General features: G+C 53.5%; 17 protein-coding genes and 1 pseudogene. All 18 read right to left on the reverse strand.

Going from position 1 to position 19849, the window contains the following annotated elements; genetic code table 11:
• Window positions 1-79 precede the first annotated feature (79 nt).
• The 18 genes and pseudogenes from M8010_RS14145 to M8010_RS14230 all read right to left on the reverse strand — a co-directional run bounded on the left by M8010_RS14145 (window position 80) and on the right by M8010_RS14230 (window position 19695).
• Entirely contained in the window at window positions 80-1033 is a 954-nt protein-coding gene (locus M8010_RS14145) for a glycosyltransferase family 2 protein (protein WP_250092288.1), read from the reverse strand.
• Between the two features lie 53 nt (window positions 1034-1086).
• Complete coding sequence (locus M8010_RS14150) at window positions 1087-1737, reverse strand: sulfotransferase family 2 domain-containing protein (RefSeq protein ID WP_250092290.1); 651 nt, start codon at window positions 1735-1737, stop codon at window positions 1087-1089.
• A gap of 19 nt (window positions 1738-1756) precedes the next feature.
• Window positions 1757-3076: a flippase gene (locus M8010_RS14155; protein ID WP_250092292.1), complete on the reverse strand. Its 1320-nt coding sequence runs from the start codon at window positions 3074-3076 to the stop codon at window positions 1757-1759.
• 43 nt (window positions 3077-3119) lie between these two features.
• A pseudogene (gene rfbC, locus M8010_RS14160) lies at window positions 3120-3680 on the reverse strand (dTDP-4-dehydrorhamnose 3,5-epimerase).
• Window positions 3681-3689: 9 nt separating this feature from the next.
• The gene (gene rfbA, locus M8010_RS14165) at window positions 3690-4559 is read right to left on the reverse strand and encodes a glucose-1-phosphate thymidylyltransferase RfbA (RefSeq protein ID WP_250092306.1); all 870 of its coding nucleotides are present in this window, start codon (window positions 4557-4559) and stop codon (window positions 3690-3692) included.
• On the reverse strand, window positions 4560-5408 hold the full coding sequence (gene rfbD / locus M8010_RS14170; RefSeq protein ID WP_250092311.1) for a dTDP-4-dehydrorhamnose reductase: 849 nt from the start codon (window positions 5406-5408) through the stop codon (window positions 4560-4562).
• Window positions 5405-6457 carry a dTDP-glucose 4,6-dehydratase gene (rfbB, locus tag M8010_RS14175; RefSeq protein ID WP_250092312.1) on the reverse strand — a complete coding sequence of 351 codons (1053 nt, stop codon included), beginning with the start codon at window positions 6455-6457 and terminating at the stop codon, window positions 5405-5407. Before rfbB ends, rfbD begins: the two co-directional genes overlap by 4 nt.
• A gap of 118 nt (window positions 6458-6575) precedes the next feature.
• Window positions 6576-7343: a Wzz/FepE/Etk N-terminal domain-containing protein gene (locus M8010_RS14180; RefSeq protein ID WP_250092314.1), complete on the reverse strand. Its 768-nt coding sequence runs from the start codon at window positions 7341-7343 to the stop codon at window positions 6576-6578.
• Between the two features lie 405 nt (window positions 7344-7748).
• On the reverse strand, window positions 7749-9515 hold the full coding sequence (locus tag M8010_RS14185; protein ID WP_250092315.1) for an SLC13 family permease: 1767 nt from the start codon (window positions 9513-9515) through the stop codon (window positions 7749-7751).
• Between the two features lie 4 nt (window positions 9516-9519).
• A complete protein-coding gene (gene cysC / locus M8010_RS14190; RefSeq protein ID WP_250092317.1) occupies window positions 9520-10125 on the reverse strand; it encodes an adenylyl-sulfate kinase in 606 nt (201 codons plus the stop codon).
• Window positions 10126-10139: 14 nt separating this feature from the next.
• Entirely contained in the window at window positions 10140-11552 is a 1413-nt protein-coding gene (cysN, locus tag M8010_RS14195; protein WP_250092329.1) for a sulfate adenylyltransferase subunit CysN, read from the reverse strand.
• Entirely contained in the window at window positions 11552-12457 is a 906-nt protein-coding gene (cysD, locus tag M8010_RS14200; RefSeq protein ID WP_250092720.1) for a sulfate adenylyltransferase subunit CysD, read from the reverse strand. Before cysD ends, cysN begins: the two co-directional genes overlap by 1 nt.
• A gap of 95 nt (window positions 12458-12552) precedes the next feature.
• Window positions 12553-13515 (reverse strand): DHH family phosphoesterase, encoded by a 963-nt coding sequence (locus M8010_RS14205; RefSeq protein WP_250092332.1) that lies wholly within the window; start codon window positions 13513-13515, stop codon window positions 12553-12555.
• Between the two features lie 10 nt (window positions 13516-13525).
• Entirely contained in the window at window positions 13526-15526 is a 2001-nt protein-coding gene (locus M8010_RS14210) for a capsule polysaccharide biogenesis protein (protein WP_250092333.1), read from the reverse strand.
• A gap of 33 nt (window positions 15527-15559) precedes the next feature.
• Window positions 15560-16471, reverse strand: a complete 912-nt coding sequence (locus M8010_RS14215; RefSeq protein WP_250092334.1) for a glycosyltransferase family protein — start codon at window positions 16469-16471, stop codon at window positions 15560-15562.
• On the reverse strand, window positions 16468-17760 hold the full coding sequence (locus M8010_RS14220) for a type II toxin-antitoxin system HipA family toxin (protein WP_250092335.1): 1293 nt from the start codon (window positions 17758-17760) through the stop codon (window positions 16468-16470). Before M8010_RS14220 ends, M8010_RS14215 begins: the two co-directional genes overlap by 4 nt.
• Window positions 17757-18023 carry an XRE family transcriptional regulator gene (locus M8010_RS14225; protein WP_250092722.1) on the reverse strand — a complete coding sequence of 89 codons (267 nt, stop codon included), beginning with the start codon at window positions 18021-18023 and terminating at the stop codon, window positions 17757-17759. The genes M8010_RS14220 and M8010_RS14225 overlap by 4 nt, the downstream gene beginning before the upstream one ends.
• 115 nt (window positions 18024-18138) lie before the next feature.
• Window positions 18139-19695 (reverse strand): Fic family protein, encoded by a 1557-nt coding sequence (locus M8010_RS14230; RefSeq protein ID WP_250092349.1) that lies wholly within the window; start codon window positions 19693-19695, stop codon window positions 18139-18141.
• Between the last annotated feature and the right edge of the window lie 154 nt (window positions 19696-19849).

Here is a 19849-nt window from a genome sequence, read left to right on the forward strand (position 1 = left end):
ATTTTTCGGGAAGGTCTTTGTGTTGTGATTCTTCAGTGGTCTTGTTGTTATCTTGCCCCAAACTCTAATATTTCTCTGCTCACCCCGCAAGATCCCTGAAAAATGCCTTTAAGCCACCAGTAGTGCCGTAGCCCCCATCGATAAAATATCGAATCACCGATATGTACCTGGGAACCATTGACATCCGTCGCATCTCAAAACGTCTTTCCATCCATGCCGTCCGGTTTTTTGTTACCTCCAACAGCTTATCTAACCCGGGTTGATAAGCGTAGGGCGCATCGATTCCTATATTTTTAATACCAGCTTCAAATATTTTGGCTTGCCTGATATCCCGTTGTTCTATAAGCGGTGTATCAGGATCGAAGATTTTTTTGGATGAATGCAGAAAAGCACTTGTTCGCGAGACTCTCGTTGTTCTGTTGGCAATAAACTGCGACTCATTGGACTCATGGCGGCGATAATACTGGAGAACCTTTTCATCCACTAATTTTGCATCCAGTCCATCCGCAATTTTTACCAGCCAACTGTCATGGGCGCGGAAACCCTCGGGGATGGGTAGACAGAAATCAAGAAGCTCTCGCCGAATTGCGCAGCAACAACCCATAACAAACCTATCAAGTGGCAGACCGGCATTACGGATCTGTCCAATTTTTGTTAGCCCTACCTCATTTAGCTCCCCGTCCGTAAGCGCTGCATCATTCATCACCACCAACGCTCGGGGATTACTCTCAGCGATGTCAACCATGTGTTCAATTTTTTCTGGAAACCAAACATCGTCCTGGTCACACAGGAACACCAGATTTCCAGTGGTTTTCATTAATGCTGCATTGAAGTTGCCGCAATAACCGAGGTTCTTTTTGTTGCGGTAAAACTCCACAGTGAACGGCGAGGTTTTAGCGAACTCATTGACGATAGCCTCCGTTTCGTCGATTGAGCAATCGTCTGTGATAATAAGTTCATCTGGTTGCCTGGTTTGGCTTATGAAGCTGTCAAGCTGGGCTTGAAGGTATCGGGCACCGTTGTAGGTGGCCATTGCTATGGATATTTTCATATTATGAACATAAGGCAATTAAAAAATATTTATTTTCATATATCATATGAAAAAAACGAGAAGTCTTCTTTGTAAAAATCAACGACTTCATTATAGTGCTTATTAAATTCCGTCTCTATATCGCGATCTTTAACAGAACGCTTTTCTTGTCGCTCCGGCAATAATCTCGAAAAAAATTTCCTCTTTACAAAGTTACTTTGACCTCGAATATATGAAAGATCTATGAACAATTTCTTTGCTTTATCTATTCCATTATCTTCTAATTTAAAAACCTTCATGCGTTCATTATCTAACAGAAATTCAGTTTGTGGACGGATATGATTATCATAGAGGTAGTGATTTTTTGAATATCTCTCAAAAGTGTCATTAATCCACTCAGTAACGCTAAGATCAGTTATTCTTTGAGATCTTTGCCAATAATATTCAGACTTTAATCGAGAAAAAGGATTTCTTACTATTGTAAATATCGCATCAAACTTATCTGGGTTCAGCAAAGACTCTAAAGGTTCTGCGTGCAGATGCTGAAGAGTAGCCTTGTAATGCTCAAGATTTTGCAAAGATTCACCCCTTACTGAAAAGCTTTCCCTCCATCCAAAATCTGAACCAATCCGCTCTATACTGGAACCTGCGGATTTCGGAATATGTATGAATAAAATGTTCATTTCGTCTTTTGAAAAAATGGGCACGTAACACCTCCAAAATCCACTAAAGTGCTGTCGGACGTATATCTAGTTTTTTTACAACGAAATACGCCAAAACAAGGTTCCAAACTACGATACTTATTGAGACAGCTATAGCTGCTCCCACAGCGCCGAAGTTAGGAATTAGCACGATACACAGCAAAACATTCACGAGAACAGCCATCACTTGACCAAATAATGTGTACCTCTCATTACCGCTCATTGACAGAAGATGCCCGACAGACCCGAAGAAGACATTCAATAATTGACTCAATGAAATAAGTACAACTGGATAGTAGGAAATCGTTGCATAGTCCTCCCCAAAAGCCAATCCAACCAATTCTTCTCCACCTAACACCAGTGCCAAGGCCACAGGCAGTGATAGTAAAAAACTTCCTTGCGCGCATTTCCGTGCCAATTTCTGTAGTTTTATTTTATCATTCTCACGGTGAGCCCGAACGATATAAGGCGCAATGATCATATTAACCAACGTCAATGACAATATCACAAACTGACCACCACGCTCGGCAATTCGCATAGCGGAAACCTGTTCGTCAGAACTTAATACACCGAGAAAAATGATGCCAATTTGTGCATTAAAAGTGCTCACCAGCGCCAATAAACTAAAAGGTACGAGTGATCGCCACCAATCGGCCCATCTATAATCCGGTTTCAATTCATTTGCTTGAGCCGGGTGCACTCTTTGAAACATCCAGCTGGCAATAAAGAATACAATAATCGAACCACTAACCTGTCCCCAAATTGCTGTTCTTGTATCCAAGAGCCCGAACCAAGCTGCAGTTGCAAAGCATGCTAACATTATAATTGGCTGAATAAACTGTTGGGGTATTTCTGCATATGCAGGCATACCTAAGCCTTTGATAGCACCGTTTCGAACAGCTCCGAGACCGAGGAACGGTAGCATTAGGACTGCGATTGGAACTAAAACCCATTTACCGTCCTTCGGCACCAACTCAAAACCAACTCCAACTATCCAGAATATTCCCAGGATCATAGCTGAAAAAACCAGCACCCAACCGTGGGCGGCTCTGAGCGCGCCCTTGTAGAGTGACCAATTGCCTGATTGAACGAATACCGCCACTTCTCGCGTTAAAAGCTGCGGCATACCTCCGCTGACAGGAATCGCCAAAAGCGGAATCAGTGCCATGATAAATGCGTAGCGCCCAAACTCTTCAGGCCCTAGTACTCGAGCCAAAATTATGCTCGTCACCAGTCCTACAGGGATTGAAACTAATTTCATCGCCCCAACACCCATGAAACTTTTTATTAATTTCCTTTTAAGGCTCAAACAAAACTGTCCAGAATATTCATGGGTGGTAGTCATTTGTCGCTTGGGGTAAAGTTCAAGTGCTTTTTCGGGGTATCAATCAATAGTAGAGCTTTAATTCTGTCTGGGCATCCTCAAAACAACTCCCTTGACTATCTTTTTTAGAAATCAATGGTTTTTCTGCATCCTTCAGCCCCCAACTTATCTCTATACTCTCATCAGACCAAAGAATCGAACGCTCGTACTCTGGCGCATAAAAGTCGGTGCACTTGTACTGAAAATCCGCCGTTTCACTTGTCACCAGAAAACCATGGGCAAATCCTGGTGGCACCCAAAGCATGCGGTTATTGTCTTCAGACAAATATTCCCCTATCCACTGGCCAAAGATAGCTGAATTTGTGCGCAGATCTACTGCTACGTCGAGCACTTCACCGCGTGTTACCCGCACCAACTTCCCCTGAGGCTGTTTGATCTGGTAATGAAGTCCGCGCAAGGTATTTTTCACCGAGCGGCTATGATTGTCCTGAACGAAGGTGGCGTAAATGCCCGCCTAGCGGAACGCCTTTTCATTCCAAGTTTCCATGAAAAAACCACGTTCATCGCCGAACACATCGGGCTCGATGAGTTTTACGTCTGGAATTCTGGTTTCGATAATTTTCATAGAATTTGCTTATCTGGTTTTGACAAGTTTTTTCAAGTACGCTCCGTAACTGTTCTTTTGGAGGTTTTCTGCCTCCGCCAGTAGCTGCTCTTCGTCGATAAAACCCATCCGATAGGCAACTTCTTCAAGGCAGGCAATTTTCAGGCCCTGACGTTTTTCCAGTGTTTCTATAAAGCCGCTGGCTTCGTGTAGCGAATCGAAGGTTCCGGTGTCCAGCCAGGCGAAGCCTCGGCCCAGCAATTCGACGTTCAGATCTCCCCTCTCCAGATAGGCTTGGTTGACACTGGTGATTTCCAGCTCCCCTCTGTCCGAAGGCTTGACCTGTTTGGCGAGTTCAACCACGTCGTTGTCGTAGAAGTAAAGGCCGGTTACTGCGTAATCGGATTTAGGAATGGCAGGTTTTTCTTCGATGGTAATCGCCCGGTGATTATCATCGAATTCCACCACTCCGAAGCGTTCGGGGTCAGTAACCTGATAGCCAAATATGGTAGCCCCCTTGTCACGGGCGGCTGCGGTTTGCAGGAGTTTACTTAAGCCCTGTCCATAATAAATATTATCACCCAGTACCAGGCAGACGCTGTCGGCGCCTATGAACTCTTCACCAATAATGAAAGCTTGGGCAAGGCCATCCGGACTGGGTTGTGCTGCATAGGTCAAGTTGACACCCCATTGACCGCCACCGCCAAGAAGGCGCTTGAACCCATCCTGATCGTCGGGGGTAGTTATGACGAGAACATCCCTAATTCCTGCCAGCATGAGGACGGACAGGGGGTAATAGATCATGGGCTTGTCATACACCGGGAGAAGCTGCTTTGATATGCCTCTGGTGATGGGGTACAGACGGGTGCCGGAGCCGCCGGCTAGGATAATCCCTTTCATTTACGTCTCCAGGTATTCGCGCAGAGTCAGCGCGAGCTGACTTTGCCAGTGCGGGAGCTCTACGTTCAGGGCGTTTTTGAGTTTACTCATATCCACCCTTGAGTTCAGCGGCCGTTTGGCTGGTGTTGGGTAGTCACTAGTTGGGATGGGATATGTTTTTGTGTTCTTACCGGCCAGGCCAAAGATTTCTTTTGCGAAGCCATGCCAGCTGGTTTCACCTTCTGGGGCCAAGTGGTATAGACCTGTTTCAAGTTTGCTGTGGATTGCCAGGGTAGTTATCTGCGCGATAAGCCTGGCGGGTGTTGGCGCGCCGATCTGGTCTGCCACGATGTTGAGTTCGGTTTTGCTTTCGGCCAGTCGCAACATGGTTTTCATGAAGTTGTTGCCGCGGGCACTGTAAACCCAGCTGGACCGAAAAATAAGATAATCTGCGCCACTTTTTTCAATAGCTCGATCCCCATTGAGCTTGGTTTTACCGTAGTGGCTTACCGGTCCCGTAGGGTTTGTTTCCTGCCATGGCGTTTCGCCGGTGCCAGGGTAGACATAATCGCTGCTGTAGTGGACCAGGCGTGCGTTATTGGCTTTTGTGTAGGCCGCAAGCTGTTCGGGAAGGCCTGCATTGAGGCGCCACGCTTCGGATTGGTGTACTTCGGCGGCGTCTACGGCGGTCCAGGCGGCGCCGTTTACAATCAAGTCTGGTTTTTTGACGGCCAGGTAGTTAGTGACTGCTTGTTCGTTCAACAGGTTCAACTCGTCCCTGCCCGGGGCGGTGATGGTGCCCAGAGGAGAAAGGGTGCGGTGGAGCTCGAAGCCTACTTGGCCGGTTATGCCGAGCAATAAAATGTTCATGTACTTTCTCCCAATCGCTCGCGTTGGTAGCTACCATCCTGTACATGCTGACACCATTCGAGGTTGTTGAGATACCACTGCACGGTTTTTCGTATGCCGGTTTCGAACGTTTCTTCCGGTACCCAGCGCAGTTCTTTCTCGATTTTGCTGGCGTCTACAGCGTAGCGCATGTCGTGGCCGGGGCGCTCCATTACATAGGTGATCAGGCCTCGGTAATGTGATTTCTGTGGGCGCAGTTCCTGGAGGATGTCGCAGAGGGTGAGCACTACCTCGATGTTCTGTTTTTCGTTATGGCCGCCGATATTGTAGGTTTCGCCGGGTTTGCCCTCGGTCACCACTTTATAGAGGGCGCGGGCGTGGTCTTCTACATAAAGCCAGTCGCGGATCTGCTCACCTTGCCCATAAATGGGTAGTGGCTTGCCTTCCAGGGCGTTGAGGATTACTAAAGGAATTAGCTTTTCCGGGAAGTGGTAGGGGCCGTAGTTATTTGAGCAGTTGGTTATCAGGACTGGCAGACCGTAGGTTCGGTGCCAGGCGCGAACGAGGTGGTCTGAACTGGCTTTGCTGGCGCTGTAGGGGCTGCTTGGGGCGTAGGGGGTGACCTCGGTGAAGAAATCGCTCGATCCTTCAAGGTCGCCGTAGACTTCGTCTGTGCTTATGTGGTGGAAGCGAAATGCGTCTTTTCGTGGTGATTTCAGAGTATTCCAGTAGGCTCTGGCGGCCTCCAGTAGGGAGCAGGTGCCTACTATGTTGGTTTCGATGAAGGCTGCGGGGCTTTCTATGGAGCGGTCTACGTGGCTTTCGGCGGCCAGGTGCATGACGGCGTCTGGCTGGTGTTGGGCCAGTACGCGGTCAACTTCGGCGCGGTTGCAGATGTCTACCTGTTCGAAGGCGTAACGCTCGCTTTCGCTCACTTCGGCAAGGCTTTCGAGATTGCCTGCATAGGTGAGTTTGTCGAGGTTGACGACTTCATCCTGGGTGTTTCGGATGATGTGGCGGATCACTGCGGAGCCTATGAAGCCGGCGCCGCCAGTTATCAGGAGCTTCATGGTTAGGTCGTTTTTTAGTTTCGGCGGAATGTGCTGGCCTGGTTGTCGAATTTCGCTTTCTATCCGACCTTGTAGGTTTGTTGGGCTATCACCAATTTTGGCCTCTTGGTCTTATTCATTACTCTCCAACACCTTCCCCAAGCTGCTCCCTGACCAGCACAATAAATTCAGAGAAAAACGCAAGAAACACTCCCATCATTCCACCAAGAACCGCCGCCAAAATAACAATCAGGCTCTTGCTGGCGCCCTTGCGCTCGGCACTTTTCCGGCTGACCACCAGCGATTCCCCCGGGCTCAGCCCTTCCAATTTGCCTTCCAGCTCAACCCGCTTTTCATAGGCTTCCGCAATAGCAGAACCGGTATCTTGACCTCCCTGCAATGATTCTAATGCCCGGTCTATGGCGTCGATGCGGCTCTCCAGGCTCTGCTTTTCGCGGGTCAGCAGCGCTTGCTGGCGTTCTTTTATCTGGTCGATCAGCTTTTCGTGGGTTTCCTCCACCAGCGCAGCGTTTTCCGGTGATGCTTCAGAGGCCATCCGTATCAGGCCAGTGTCTTTCGGGTTGGAAAAACTGATCTCAAACGGTAGCTTTGCGTCTTCTTTCTGGCGGTGGGTGGCATGAATTTCAGGGAACCAACGGTTTTGCAGCGTTGCGATGGTTGTCGCTGGGGCTTCAACTGTTTTGCCTGAACCCACTTCGGCCATCTGATAAAGGCTTACGTATTCGTACTTTTCCGGCACCAGCAATAATGCATAGGCGAGCCCAGCTAATGTTGTCGCGAGAAAAACCACGTAAAAAACGCGCCGGCGCCGGATAAAGGTGGTGGCCAGGTCGACAAGGCTGATCTCGTCGTCGTAGGTCGGGCGTCTTTCGGGTGTGTTGTCCATTCACTAGAACCTGTTATTTGCTGGTTGATTTTTCGTTCAGGCACGCTACCGCCCCACCTACCAGGATTCAGTGCGTTGGGGCTCAATACGCTTGGCTATACAGACGACGAAAACAGGAGAAGCGTTCCCAACGGCATCCCAGCCAGGTAGCGTATAGTTTGTTCAATAATGAGGCGCAATTCTACGGCATCGCAGCTTACAGGCAAGCCGCGACCCGCCGTTCATTGTAAATCGGATCAACGATTTTGGTTAATTATTGTTAAATGACTGGGGGCGGGGGCAAGAATTTAAGCGGATTGTCGGGTTACGCTTGCTAATCCTACTGGGCTGCTCCGGCACCAATAATCGGGTGAAGATTGCATCTGAAAAGCTTGATTACGGCGGAGGAGTTTACCAAATGCCGACTCAAAACCCCCAAACCAACGGAATCAACCCCACAGCAACACTCCCCACCAGCAAACTCAACGGCAAACCAATCCGCATATAATCAGTAAACTGATACCGCCCCGGGCCATACACCATCAGGTTGGTCTGATACCCCAACGGCGTAACGAACGAGGCAGACGCCGCGAACATTACCGCAACCGCGAACGGCAGGAAACTTACCCCCAACTGCTCGGAAAGCGCCAGTGCTATCGGGAACATCAGCACGGCGGCAGCGTTATTGGTTATCAGCTCGGTAAAAATGGCAGTCAGCAGATAAATCAGCGCCAGCGCCATCCACGGAGTCAGCGCCCCGAAGCCCAGAAATCCGTTGGCAACCCAGATCGCCGCTCCAGTTTCTGTCATGGCATTACCCAAGGCAAAAGACGCCGCAATCACCACCAGCACCGGCAAATCGACGCTGCGCCGGGCCCGGCTGGCGGTAATACAGCCGGAAACAATCATCGCCCCTGCAGCCAGAAAGGCCGCCTCCATTATCTGCAAAAGGCCAGAAGCGCTCACCAGCACCATCGACGCCAGTATCCCCAGCGCTCGCGGCGCCTTGTGGAAATCCGGTGGTGTGGAATCATTCAGTGCGCTGACCAGCAGGAAGTCCCGCCGGAACTGGTACTGCTCAACAAACTGGTGGCTGGCTTCCAGCAGAAGGGTATCCCCCATCCGGAAGGTAATATCCCCCAGCTTGCCAGACACCCGTTTACCCTCGCGGGACAACGACAGAATCACCGCATTAAACCGGGTACGGAACCGGCTGTCCCGAATGGTTTTGTTCAGTGCGGGAAATTCAGGCCCAAGCACCACTTCAACAAGACAGCGCTGATGATTTTCGATATTCAGCTTATGGACACTGCCATTGGCGGGTTTAAGGCCCTGAATACGCCGCAGCTCGCTGGCACATTCAGGCGCACCCACGAAATAGAGCCGGTCACCAGCCTGCAACGTCCGGTCCGGCTCAACAGCGGTAATCAGCCGCCCTCCGCGATCAATCTCTGTGAGGTAGCCATAACTCAGAGCCCGCAAACCCGCCTGGGCGATGGTTTTGCCCACCAAAGGCCCCGGCCCAATCACCTCCACTTCCACCCCATACTCACGTATCTGGTCCAGTTCTTCACTGACACCACCGCGGTCCGGCAATATCCGGGAGGCAAACAGCACAAGGAAGGTACCACCCACGAGCAACAACGGAATACCAACCCAGGCTAACTCGAACAAACCCAGATTGATGTCCAGGCGGCTCTGCAGCATGCCATCCACCACCAGGTTGGTACTGGTACCAATCAGCGTACAGGTTCCGCCAAGAATGGCGGCATAGCTCAGGGGCAGCAGAAGTTTTGAGGCGGGAATACCCAGGCGCTGGGCCCAGTCCTGAATGGCGGGAATAAACATAGCAACCACGGCCGTATTATTCATAAAGCCGCTGAGAATGCCGGTGGGCGCGATCATCCGCAACTGGGCACCCTTTTCGGTTTTGGGATGCCCCAGCAACAGGCGGGCAATCCACTGCACCGCCCCGGTTTCTTTCAATCCGGCCGCCACTACATACAGTGTTGCGATGGTAATCACGCCCGGGTTACCAAATCCCGCCAGCGCCTCTGCCGGCCCGAGGATTCCCGTAATCAGCAGGAACGCCAAAGCCGACATCAGAACCAGATCAGCAGACACGCGGGTAAGCGTTAGCGCCGACAACACCGAAAACAGTGTTATCAAGGTGACTACACCTTGCCACTCCATGGAATTAATCCTTGCGGGTAATCAACTCGCGCTGAAGCAGATAGGTGATCAGGGCCTCGATGCAGTCGTCTACCGACATGCTTGAGGTATCCAGAGAAACCTCCGGATGGGAGGGAGCCTCGTAAGGCGAATCAATACCGGTAAAATGCTTTATCTCCCCAGCCCGCGCCTTGTGATAGAGCCCCTTTGGATCACGCTCTTCACAGGTAGCCAGAGGCGTGTCCATGAAGACCTCAATAAACTCGCCCGCCGGGAAAAGCTTCCTTACCAAACGCCGATCACTGGTAAACGGCGAAATGAAAGCACTCAATACAATCAGGCCGGCATCGGCGAACAGCTTGCTCACCTCACCAATCCGCCGAATATTCTCCACCCGGTCCTCATCGGAGAAGCCCAGATCCTCGCACAACCCATGGCGAACATTGTCACCATCCAACAGGAACGTGTGATAACCACGCTTGTGCAGGGCCACATCCAGTGCATTGGCAATCGTCGATTTGCCAGAACCGCTGAGGCCGGTAAACCACAGCAGGCAGGGTTTCTGGTTTTTATTCACGGAACGCTCGGCACGGGTAATTTTGTGATCGTGCCAGACAATATTTTCAGCCAAAACTTTTCTCACTTTTAAACAGCCTTACATTCCCACTCGGGATAATTCTCCCGAATAAACCGGTTCAGGTTCCGCTCTGCTTCCGTGTATTCACGCGTCGGTGCATTACCGGAATCGTCCAGAGCCCGCTCCACCATGCCGGCCGCAACCGTCACGTTAGTCAGCTTATCAATGAGGATAAAACTCCCCGTACCAGGATGGCGCTGATAATCCTCCACGACCACAGGCTCGGACAGTTCCACATCACACCGGCCGATGGCATTCAGCTCAAGACCGCCCTGCGTCTCCGCATAACGCTCCAGCGTGTTCACATCAATCTCTTCAAGCACCTCATTCACGTAACAGTTGGTCACCCGTGTGCCGATCTTGATGCCGTATTCACGGCCGGGCTTCAGTGCCTGCTCGTTCATCCAAACGATTTGAGCTGCAAAGCGGTTGCCCAGAGCTGGCTGGCTGTTAGCGTGCACCAGAAGATCGCCACGGGAAATATCCACCTCGTATTCCAGAGTCAGCGTAATGGCATCCCCCGGCCAGGCCCGCTCGATCTCGCCTTCATAGTTGTGAATGCTCTTCACACGGGACGTCTTCCCAGAGGGCAGCACAGCCACTTCATCACCCTTGTGCACCACACCGCTGGCAAGCGTGCCGCAATAGCCCCGGAAGTCCAGGTTCGGGCGATTCACATACTGCACCGGGAAGCGCAGGTCAGTGACGTTCAGATCTTCCAGAACCTCCACCTGCTCCAGAATGTTCATCAGGGTTTCGCCGTGGTACCAGGGCGTTTGCTCGCTGCGGTTCACCACATTATCGCCATTCAATGCAGAGATCGGCACGTAGTAAACATCTTCCAGCCCCAGCTGGGTGGCCAGCTTCTGATATTCCTCGCGGATGTTGTTGAACACCTCTTCGGAGAAATCCACCAGGTCCATCTTATTGATCGCCACCACCACATGCTTCAACCCCAGCAGGCTGACAATAAAGCTGTGCCGGCGGGACTGGGTCAGCACGCCTTTGCGGGCGTCGATCATCACCACCGCCAGATCACAGGTAGAGGCTCCAGTCGCCATATTGCGGGTGTACTGCTCATGGCCCGGGCAATCGGCAATGATGAACTTGCGTTTGTCGGTGGAGAAATACCGGTAGGCCACATCAATGGTAATACCCTGCTCCCGCTCGGAAGCCAGGCCATCCACCAGCAAGGCCAGGTCCAGCGACTCGCCGGCATTACCCTGGCGCTCGCTGTCTTTGTGCAGAGTAGCCAGGTGGTCTTCAAAAATCAGCTTGGAATCAAACAGCAGGCGGCCAATCAGCGTGGATTTGCCGTCGTCGACACTGCCACAGGTCAGAAAACGCAGCAGGTCCTTGTTCTCATGCTGGTCCAGGTACGCGAGGATATCGGATTCAATTAATTCAGAGGCGTGAGACATTAGAAATACCCTTCCCGTTTCTTTTGTTCCATGGACGCAGCGGAATCGTGATCAATCACCCGCCCCTGCCTTTCGGAGGTCTTGGTCAACAACATCTCCTGAATAATCTCCGGCAAGGTCGCTGCCTCAGACTCAACCGCCCCGGTCAACGGATAACACCCCAGCGTACGGAACCGCACCTTCTTCATCATCGGCTTTTCACCCGGCTCCAGCGGCATGCGATCGTCATCCACCATAATCAGAGTGCCGTCGCGCTCCACCACCGGGCGCTCCGCAGCGTAATACAGCGGCACAATGTCGATGTTTTCCAGGTAGATGTATTGCCAGATATCCAGCTCCGTCCAGTTGGACAGGGGGAACACACGAATGCTCTCGCCCTTGTTCACCTTGCCGTTATAAAGATTCCACAACTCCGGGCGCTGGTTTTTCGGATCCCAGCGGTGGAACTTGTCCCGGAAGGAATAAACACGCTCCTTGGCCCGGGACTTTTCCTCGTCCCGGCGAGCACCGCCGAAAGCGGCATCAAAGCCGTAATGGTCCAATGCCTGCTTCAAAGCCTGGGTTTTCATCACATCGGTGTGCTTGGCACTGCCATGGGTAAACGGCCCAACGCCCTGGGCAACGCCTTCCTGGTTAGTGTGCACAATCAGCTTCAGCCCCAGCCGCTGTGTCAGTTCATCCCGGAACTTGATCATCTCCCGGAACTTCCAGGTAGTATCCACGTGCATCAGCGGAAACGGCGGCTTACCCGGCGCAAAAGCCTTCATGGCCAGATGCAGCATCACGGCAGAGTCTTTACCGATGGAATACAGCATCACCGGGTTATCAAACTCGGCGGCCACTTCGCGGATGATATGGATGGATTCCGCCTCAAGTTGCTTGAGGTGGGTTTTCTTTGGGGGGATTAAAGTCATTTCAGTATCCGTGCAATAAATCAAAATTTGAAGGCAACAAAGGGGTCTGACCCCGAACGGGGTCAGACCCCACCCTTCTTCTCAATTCAACTCCAAGCGCCAGACATAGCACCAAGAAACTCATCCAACTGATCAGCTGGCAACGCATTAATCCCGGCCGCCGCCTGGCGCCCACCTCCGGTGGGAAACTGCCGGGCCACTTCATCAGCACCGCTGCGATTATTCAGGGGCGCACGAATACTCACCAGATACGTCTTATCGGCTTGCTCCGTAACAATCGCACAGGCTCTGTCGGGATTAAGGTTGGCCAGCTCATTACCCAGCACACCACTGACACGGCGGGCCCAAGCCTCACCCGGCAATTTCACCACCAGAGATGTGGCGGTCTCCGCCAGTACAGAAGCAGCCAAGCCCTGCGCCATGTCGGCCTCGTAGCCATCCCGCAGTTGCTGCCAGGCAGCAGGCTCAGAATCAATCAGCTCAAGGGGATCAGCAAACGTCACGAATTCCCGGTACAAATCCGCCGGGTGAAAGTGCAGGTCCTCAATCGTGGCGCCATAGCCGTTGTAGTTGATACAAACGCCGAGAGTTTTAAGCGCCTCAGTCTGATCGGATGACAAACCGGCCCTGGCTGCCAGGTCCTCACCAACCGCATTGAGGTTATCGCCAAACGCAGCCGCAATCGCCCAGTTATGGAACCGGCTCTTAAGGTGCTGATCCACCAGCAGACTGGTGCAGGTCGTAGGTTGAGTATCGATCAGTGCGGTGAAATGGGTATGCTCCGGTAGGGTATCACCGGCGAAGTGGTGGTCTACATAGAACACACGGCAACCGGCAGCCAACAGAGCATCCACGGCGTCCCGGTTTTTATCCAGGCTAACATCCAGGATGTTGACCTGAGCCGGCTCGCTTCCGGGAACATGCCGCGCGAGGGTGGTATCGCGTTTTACGCCAGTGATTAGAACTGATTCGCAAGGTTCAGCAAGGCGAAGCTGAATCAGCGCGCAGATGCCGTCTGCATCGCCATTAAATACGTCGTAGGTTTGCATAGGTTCCTTGTCAGATATAACTGCTTTTTTCGCCGAACACTCGAAACCGCCAGGCTCGCCGAAGCGATCTTGAAAAACGCAGGAGGATACCAACCCTGGGTTCAGAGGTCGCCCGGGCTTGGCGGATTTCACGGATTACCGTTTCCACCGTTGTGTATTGGCCCGTCACCCGGCTGATGTAGGTGGGGTACAGAATCAGTGCGCCCGCAACAAGTGCCTCTAGCGATAATGTCCGAGTGCGGCGTTCACAGGGATCGATATCGTCCGTCAGCCCCCAGCCACTGTAAAATGGTTGGCCATAGCAGATCACAGGCACGCCTCTCACAAGCGCCTCAAACCCGGCAAGGGAGGTCAACGTGTGCACCTCGTCCACCAATCCCAGCAGGTGCGCCATGTCCTGATCGACCACAACCTCATCGCACCAGTTCATGCTGTTATCTTCACCTTGCCCCTGCTTTCGCAAACCAGCCACCACATCAGGGTGGGGTTTATAGATAACCCAGGCATCCGGATTGGCACTGCGAACGCGCTTGAGAAGCTCCAGATTGCTTTTCACGAGCGGCGAACCATAACGGATGGAAGCATCAGACTCCACCTGCCCCGGCACCACAATGACTCTCTGGTGACCCACCGGACGGGCCCAGTTTTTCAAGCCCAAGTTGTATTTTGTGGTACCGGATTGTGCCAGCGTTTCGATAAGCGCCCTGGCCCGGGCGAGCAACGCCTCATCGAATTCTCCAGTCTGAAGAATCTGCTCCAGCCTGGAAGGCCGCGTGGCATCGTAGTACATTCCCACATCATCAAATACCCAGGATTGCGGCTGCACCAGATCCGCACCGAGACCAACCGAACGGATAAACCCGTCTTCAACCCGAACCACCGGTTCGCGAGATTCCGCCAGCCCCCAAACGACCCGAGTCGTCCCTTCGGGTGGCGGGCTATCCCGCTCATCCACCAACTCGCTGCCGGCCAAGAACCGTCTCAGGGCCTTGCGTTTCCAGAGCGAAACTCTTGGCGAATAGAGCTTTTCGGGAAACCGCTCTCGCTCAACCCGCTGAAAAGACAGCCAGCTCAGCACTCGTTCCGGCTGACAGAGTTCCGCTTTTTCCGGATCCACATACCACGGGTACTCCACAAGCGCTGCGTACACCAGCGCTTCCAGACGCACCGGCTTGCGGAAGCCCGGAGCAGGCAGAGCATCTTCGGTCAGCCCTCGCCCGGCGTAAAACGGCATCCCGAACACATGCACGGACTTACCCCAAAGCAAAGCTTCAAACCCCACCTGAGACGTTACGCAGAATACAGCGGAAGCTTGTTCAATCAATGAAGGCGCATGCACATTTTCACCAATCCAGGTTACACGCGGCGATTGGGCTTCGGAAGACTGGCTGAAGTAACCCGATTTCCGGCCCGCAACCACATCCGGGTGGGTCTTAAGCAATACTCTATGGCCGGGGAATCGTTCCAGTGCCGCTTTCAGCATTGCCTCAAAACTGCTGGCATCGGCCTGGCCAAAACCAACAGAGGCATCGCCAGCGGTCTGGTCCACCACCAGCACGTAAGGCGCCAACTGCCCGTAGTGACGTTCCCGAGCATGGTTGTACTTGGAAACCCGGCCCTCACGCCACAGTCGCATCAACAAACGGGCGCGGTCGGCCTGTTCCAGTGAAACAGGCTCCGCCAAAAGCCGGTCCAGGCGGCAGGGCCGGCTGGCGTCGTAGTAAATCCCCTCATCATCCCCGACCAGCGACAACGGCGGATGCTCCGCGCCCGGCTCTACAGAGCGAAGAAACCCATCCTCCAGGCGAAACACGGGAAGGCCCAGTTTAGTGGCAGCGGCTTCGGCTTTTACTGCTGAAGGCTTTCGGCCCCAGGCCAAGACGGCACTGGCGGATCGTGATGAAACACCGGCGCGATAGCGCTTTACCGGCATACCTGTGAAGATTTCCAGGTTCGGAATCTTGTGGAGAGCCGGGGAGGTGGTCAGGTAGTGATTGTTATCTTGTTGCACGAAGCCCACTGAAACACATTATTGAATGATTGCCTAGGCGTTGTCATAAAGCCCACCCCGAACCTCGGGCGAATCCAACAGCCTGAGAATTTCCCGGCTCCACGCCTCCGGGGACTCCATCGGGAGCATCACGCCGTTAAACCCATGCTGAACCAGGCGCTGGTAAACCGGCGTGTCTGCATACACACCCACGGCGCCGGCAGCGGTTATATCAAAAAACTTGGTGGGCGCACGGGCAGCGTTGAACGGGGTATCCAGCAAGGGCGCCAGGCCAATGGTGCGCCCGGGGCGCTGAATAAAGGCTTTGTAGGCGGGCCAGCTCATGGGGTGAACCACGTGCACACCAGAAAGATGGGCAAAGCGATCCCGCACTTTCCTATCGCCTATTACCTCAAAACATACATCGCTGCGGGCGGCCAGTACCCGCTCCACCACCGGCTCAAGCCACTCCAGTTCACCCCGGTGCGAGGCAGACCCGTGGTAGAAAATGATTTTCATGGCCGGGTCGGTAAACTCCGGGACCGCGCCGTGTGGGTTTCCTGGCTCCAGAACCGTTGGATGCCAACCGGAATACTTCTGCGCCAGCCAGGGCGATGACACCCATAGCTCCGCCCCAACGTTTTTCAACCACCGCCGATGACGCCACGCCAAGCGGAACAACTTGCGCTGATAATGCCACGGCATACCCCGAAAGGCGCGAAAGTCGAACAAATCATCATCCATGAAGAACACCAACCTCGCGGGATGCTGTTGCTTTAACAAAGCTTTCCAGGCGGGGGGCACGTAACGTACGAACACCACAGTGGCGTTTGCCAGACTTTGCGCTTCCGGAACTTCATGGAAAGAAAAAAATCGGGCGCCTAAACCTTCTGCGCGCAGCAGCGGGGCAATAAAGAAATCCGTTGAGGGATTTTGGCTTTGCTGAACAACGTAAACCGGAGTCACCCGATATCCTGAATGTTTTGCTGGTATGTTTGATCAAGCTGCTGCTGTATCAACCGGGTGGTCTCTGCGCTTACGCCAAGTTCTGTGGCTACCGAGGAAAACCCGGCCAAGGCATCCAGCACGCGCTGCATTTCCTGGCGGGCCTGTGACCAATTGGCATAACCCGCTTCGGCCGCCAGTTTCTGCAGCGCTTTTGACGGAGGTTTTTTACCGAAACCTGCATACGCCGTGCTGTGTTCCGCAAAACGGCCGGGGCTGAAGGTCACATCGTAAAACGGCGCCGGACGCCAGTCGCCATCATCACCCTGCAGGAAAGCCCAGTTCTTGCTGTGATCATCCTGGTTCAAGGCGAACAAATTAAACACCGCCCGCAAAAACTGTAACTGCGAAGCCCTGGCACCACGGCATAACTGGCCGCTGGCCTTGATCAAATCTTCATAATCCAGGCTCGGTGCGCGGAAATCCGCATCCAGCAAACCACAGGCGCTGTGCAAATGAACACAGCCCAGCACATCATCCGCGTGCCATACCCGGTCAAACCGCTCAACCGCCAGCCACGCCCTGGCGCCAGATTCTTCCGGAGCCGCAAGCAACTGCCAGCGCGGTGGCTGCAAACCCGCTCGCTCTGCCAGCGCCAGGTAAACCGCCTCACACAATCCTTCTTCGTGCCCCAAAGGCAAGTTGGCCGAAGTAAACTTCACCAGCCAGGCTTCATCTCCTGCCACTGCACGGGTACGGCAAACATCGTACTCCCCTGCGGCAAAATACAACTGCGCCTTTGGCCGGGCACCTGCCGAGCTGCCTGCCGTAACCAGCTCCGCCAGTACATCCGTCGTTTGCCCATCAAACACGGCCTGCGCGTGGAGCCCCAACTCAGCCATGTCGAACAGCCTGGAATTTGCCGCAGGCGCAAAATCCGCCACCGGGGTATAACTCAGCGCACCACTCCCGCTGGCCCCCACAAACGCCAAGCGGTCCATCGGCGTCACCTGCGACGGCAAAACGCCCTGCTGGCGAAAAACCCGATCCATCAACAGCAACCCCCAACCATCAGGCAGGGAATCGGCGAATACCCCGTGCAAACCGCCGTGCGGCTCTCGCGGTGCGAGCTGCACGCTCGCATCCCACTTCAGGGTGAAAGGAGAAAGCGGGCTGAATTGCGCCAGATAGCTCGCATCATACTGAAAAAACACACCCTCCCGGTTCTGCGCCAATCCACCAACCCGAGCTTGCTGACCATTGCCGAATGTACGCCAAACGGTCAACTGTCGAACAGGCGCAAAACTCACTGGGCAAGAACCTCATCCAGAGTCTGCGGCAGCGGCTTCTGTTCGCGGCCCTGGGCCAGGCTTTGCACACGCTGAAGATCGTCCACACACTGCCACAGCAACAAAAATTGCCGCAATGAAATCTGCCCTGTCGTTTCAAATTTCTTGATCGTTGGCGCCGGCACCGTGCTGCGCTCTGCCAGCGCCGCCCTGGACCACTTCAGGACCTTCCGACGTTGTTGCACGTAACCTGCCAACGTAGTTTGAACATCCCGCCCCGACACAAGATTCAAAATTAGACTCCCCCATATCCAAAACAGGCATTATTATACCAAAATAGATACAAAGATATCCAAAAAAAAGGCGGAACCCACAGCATCTGCTTGTTCTCTCCGCCGACTACTGCACATCCGGCAGATCGGCGAAACCTTCAGCCACAGCCTGCTCTATTTCAGATGCAAGGCCAGCCTGCGCCAGCACCGGAAACTCCTTCATCAATTTGCCACTGACACGGCCATGCTGGCGTATTGCCCGGATCATGCGATCGATATGTTCATCGGGGCCTTCAACCCAATCCTTGATCGCCTCGCGTGTGCGGTACCAGGCCCTTTGAAAGGCGGCCTGATGGTGCATCTCGTGCTCCAGGGTATGGCCAATGATCGCGAACAAGTATTCCGCTTGTTCGGTCAAGTCCGGATAGCGCCAGACAGACGCCGCCTCGTCATATGCATTAAAAGCAAAGTCCGATTCAATGCCATCTGCATACGCCACGCGTTCATGGGTAAAATCGACCGCATCGCGGTAAGCCGACATCAAAGGCCGAGAATAGCGCTCAAGAATTCGGTCATACTCAGCCCGTCTCACCGCCGATGATGTTATCGCCGCTGAAATCGGCAAAATGAAGGGCTCGGGCACCACGCCGTCGCGGCGGAGGGTATCATTCACCAGAAAACGGGAGATTCGCCCATTGCCATCCGCCAGCGGATGAATAAACACAAACCCGAAACTCGCCACGGCAGCACGCACCAATGCCTCCCCCGGTTCGGTTCGTGCCAGAAAACACTGCAACCCATCCAGCATGCCTGGTAACCATTCCCAGTGCGGACACACATAATGCACAATCGCGCCGTAGTCGATCGAGTTACTCCCAACGAAAACCGGCGACTGGCGCAGGCCCGTCCGAATCGTAGTCGTCCCCAGGATAGCCGACTGAAACTCACTCAGGGCACGCTCATCGAGGGGAGAGTCCAGCCGGCCACAGTACTGCTCCATGGCGGTGGCGAAACGGCGTATGCGGTCCTGGTGCTGCCCTTCGTGCTCTATCACAAAACTGGCACGGCTCTCTTTAATGGTCAGCCACACCGCGCTGCGACGCACAATATCCGGGCCGAACTCGCCTTCCATCGCTGCAAGCCGGTCAGCGATTGCGTATTGGCGGGCTTCCGCCAACAACGGCGTGCGCCGAACGAGCGGGCAGAATTCAGGGGTCCCTGGCAGGTTGTCATTAATCCGCCAGCGGCGGTTGCGACGCACACCAGTGGCCGCCGTGACGTAAAGTTGGGGATCCAGAGCATGACGATAGTTGCCGCCAACACCCTCCACTTTCAGGGTATTGCTCGTCAGCCACTCGTAGAGAAACCCGGCACGCCGGGCATACTGGCCGGTAGGTTCGGAGCGTATCCATTCAGCAAGCGCCTGTGCGGGCAGCGCTACAAACAACCGTGCCAGGAATTCCAGCACTACACCTTCGTGTTTCAAGGCGAACGTGAGATGCGCACCCAGCGTACTTTGAGGACGCATCGCCTCTGTGTAATATTCCAGGCGGCGGCCGGCCTGGTCATAGGTTTGGCGCCTACGCCCAATACGGCTCTCCACCGGCAGCGGCTGGGTCGCCTGCACGTTATAGCGTGCCGCCAACCAGGCATAGCCGATTTCATCACCCGCTATCGTGCTCAAAATGATTATCCTGCCAAAAAAACGATTAAAAATGCCGGCTATTTATAAAAAACAATTCTAGCAGGTGCTGGCAACATAATCCCAATGGATATCTGAACACCGCAAGCATGGAGTAGGCGAATTAATCAAAACCCGGCACGTAATAATCTGTGCA

It is taken from the genome of Marinobacter sp. ATCH36, from assembly GCF_023555055.1.
In the GTDB taxonomy this organism is placed as follows: Bacteria; Pseudomonadota; Gammaproteobacteria; order Pseudomonadales; family Oleiphilaceae; genus Marinobacter.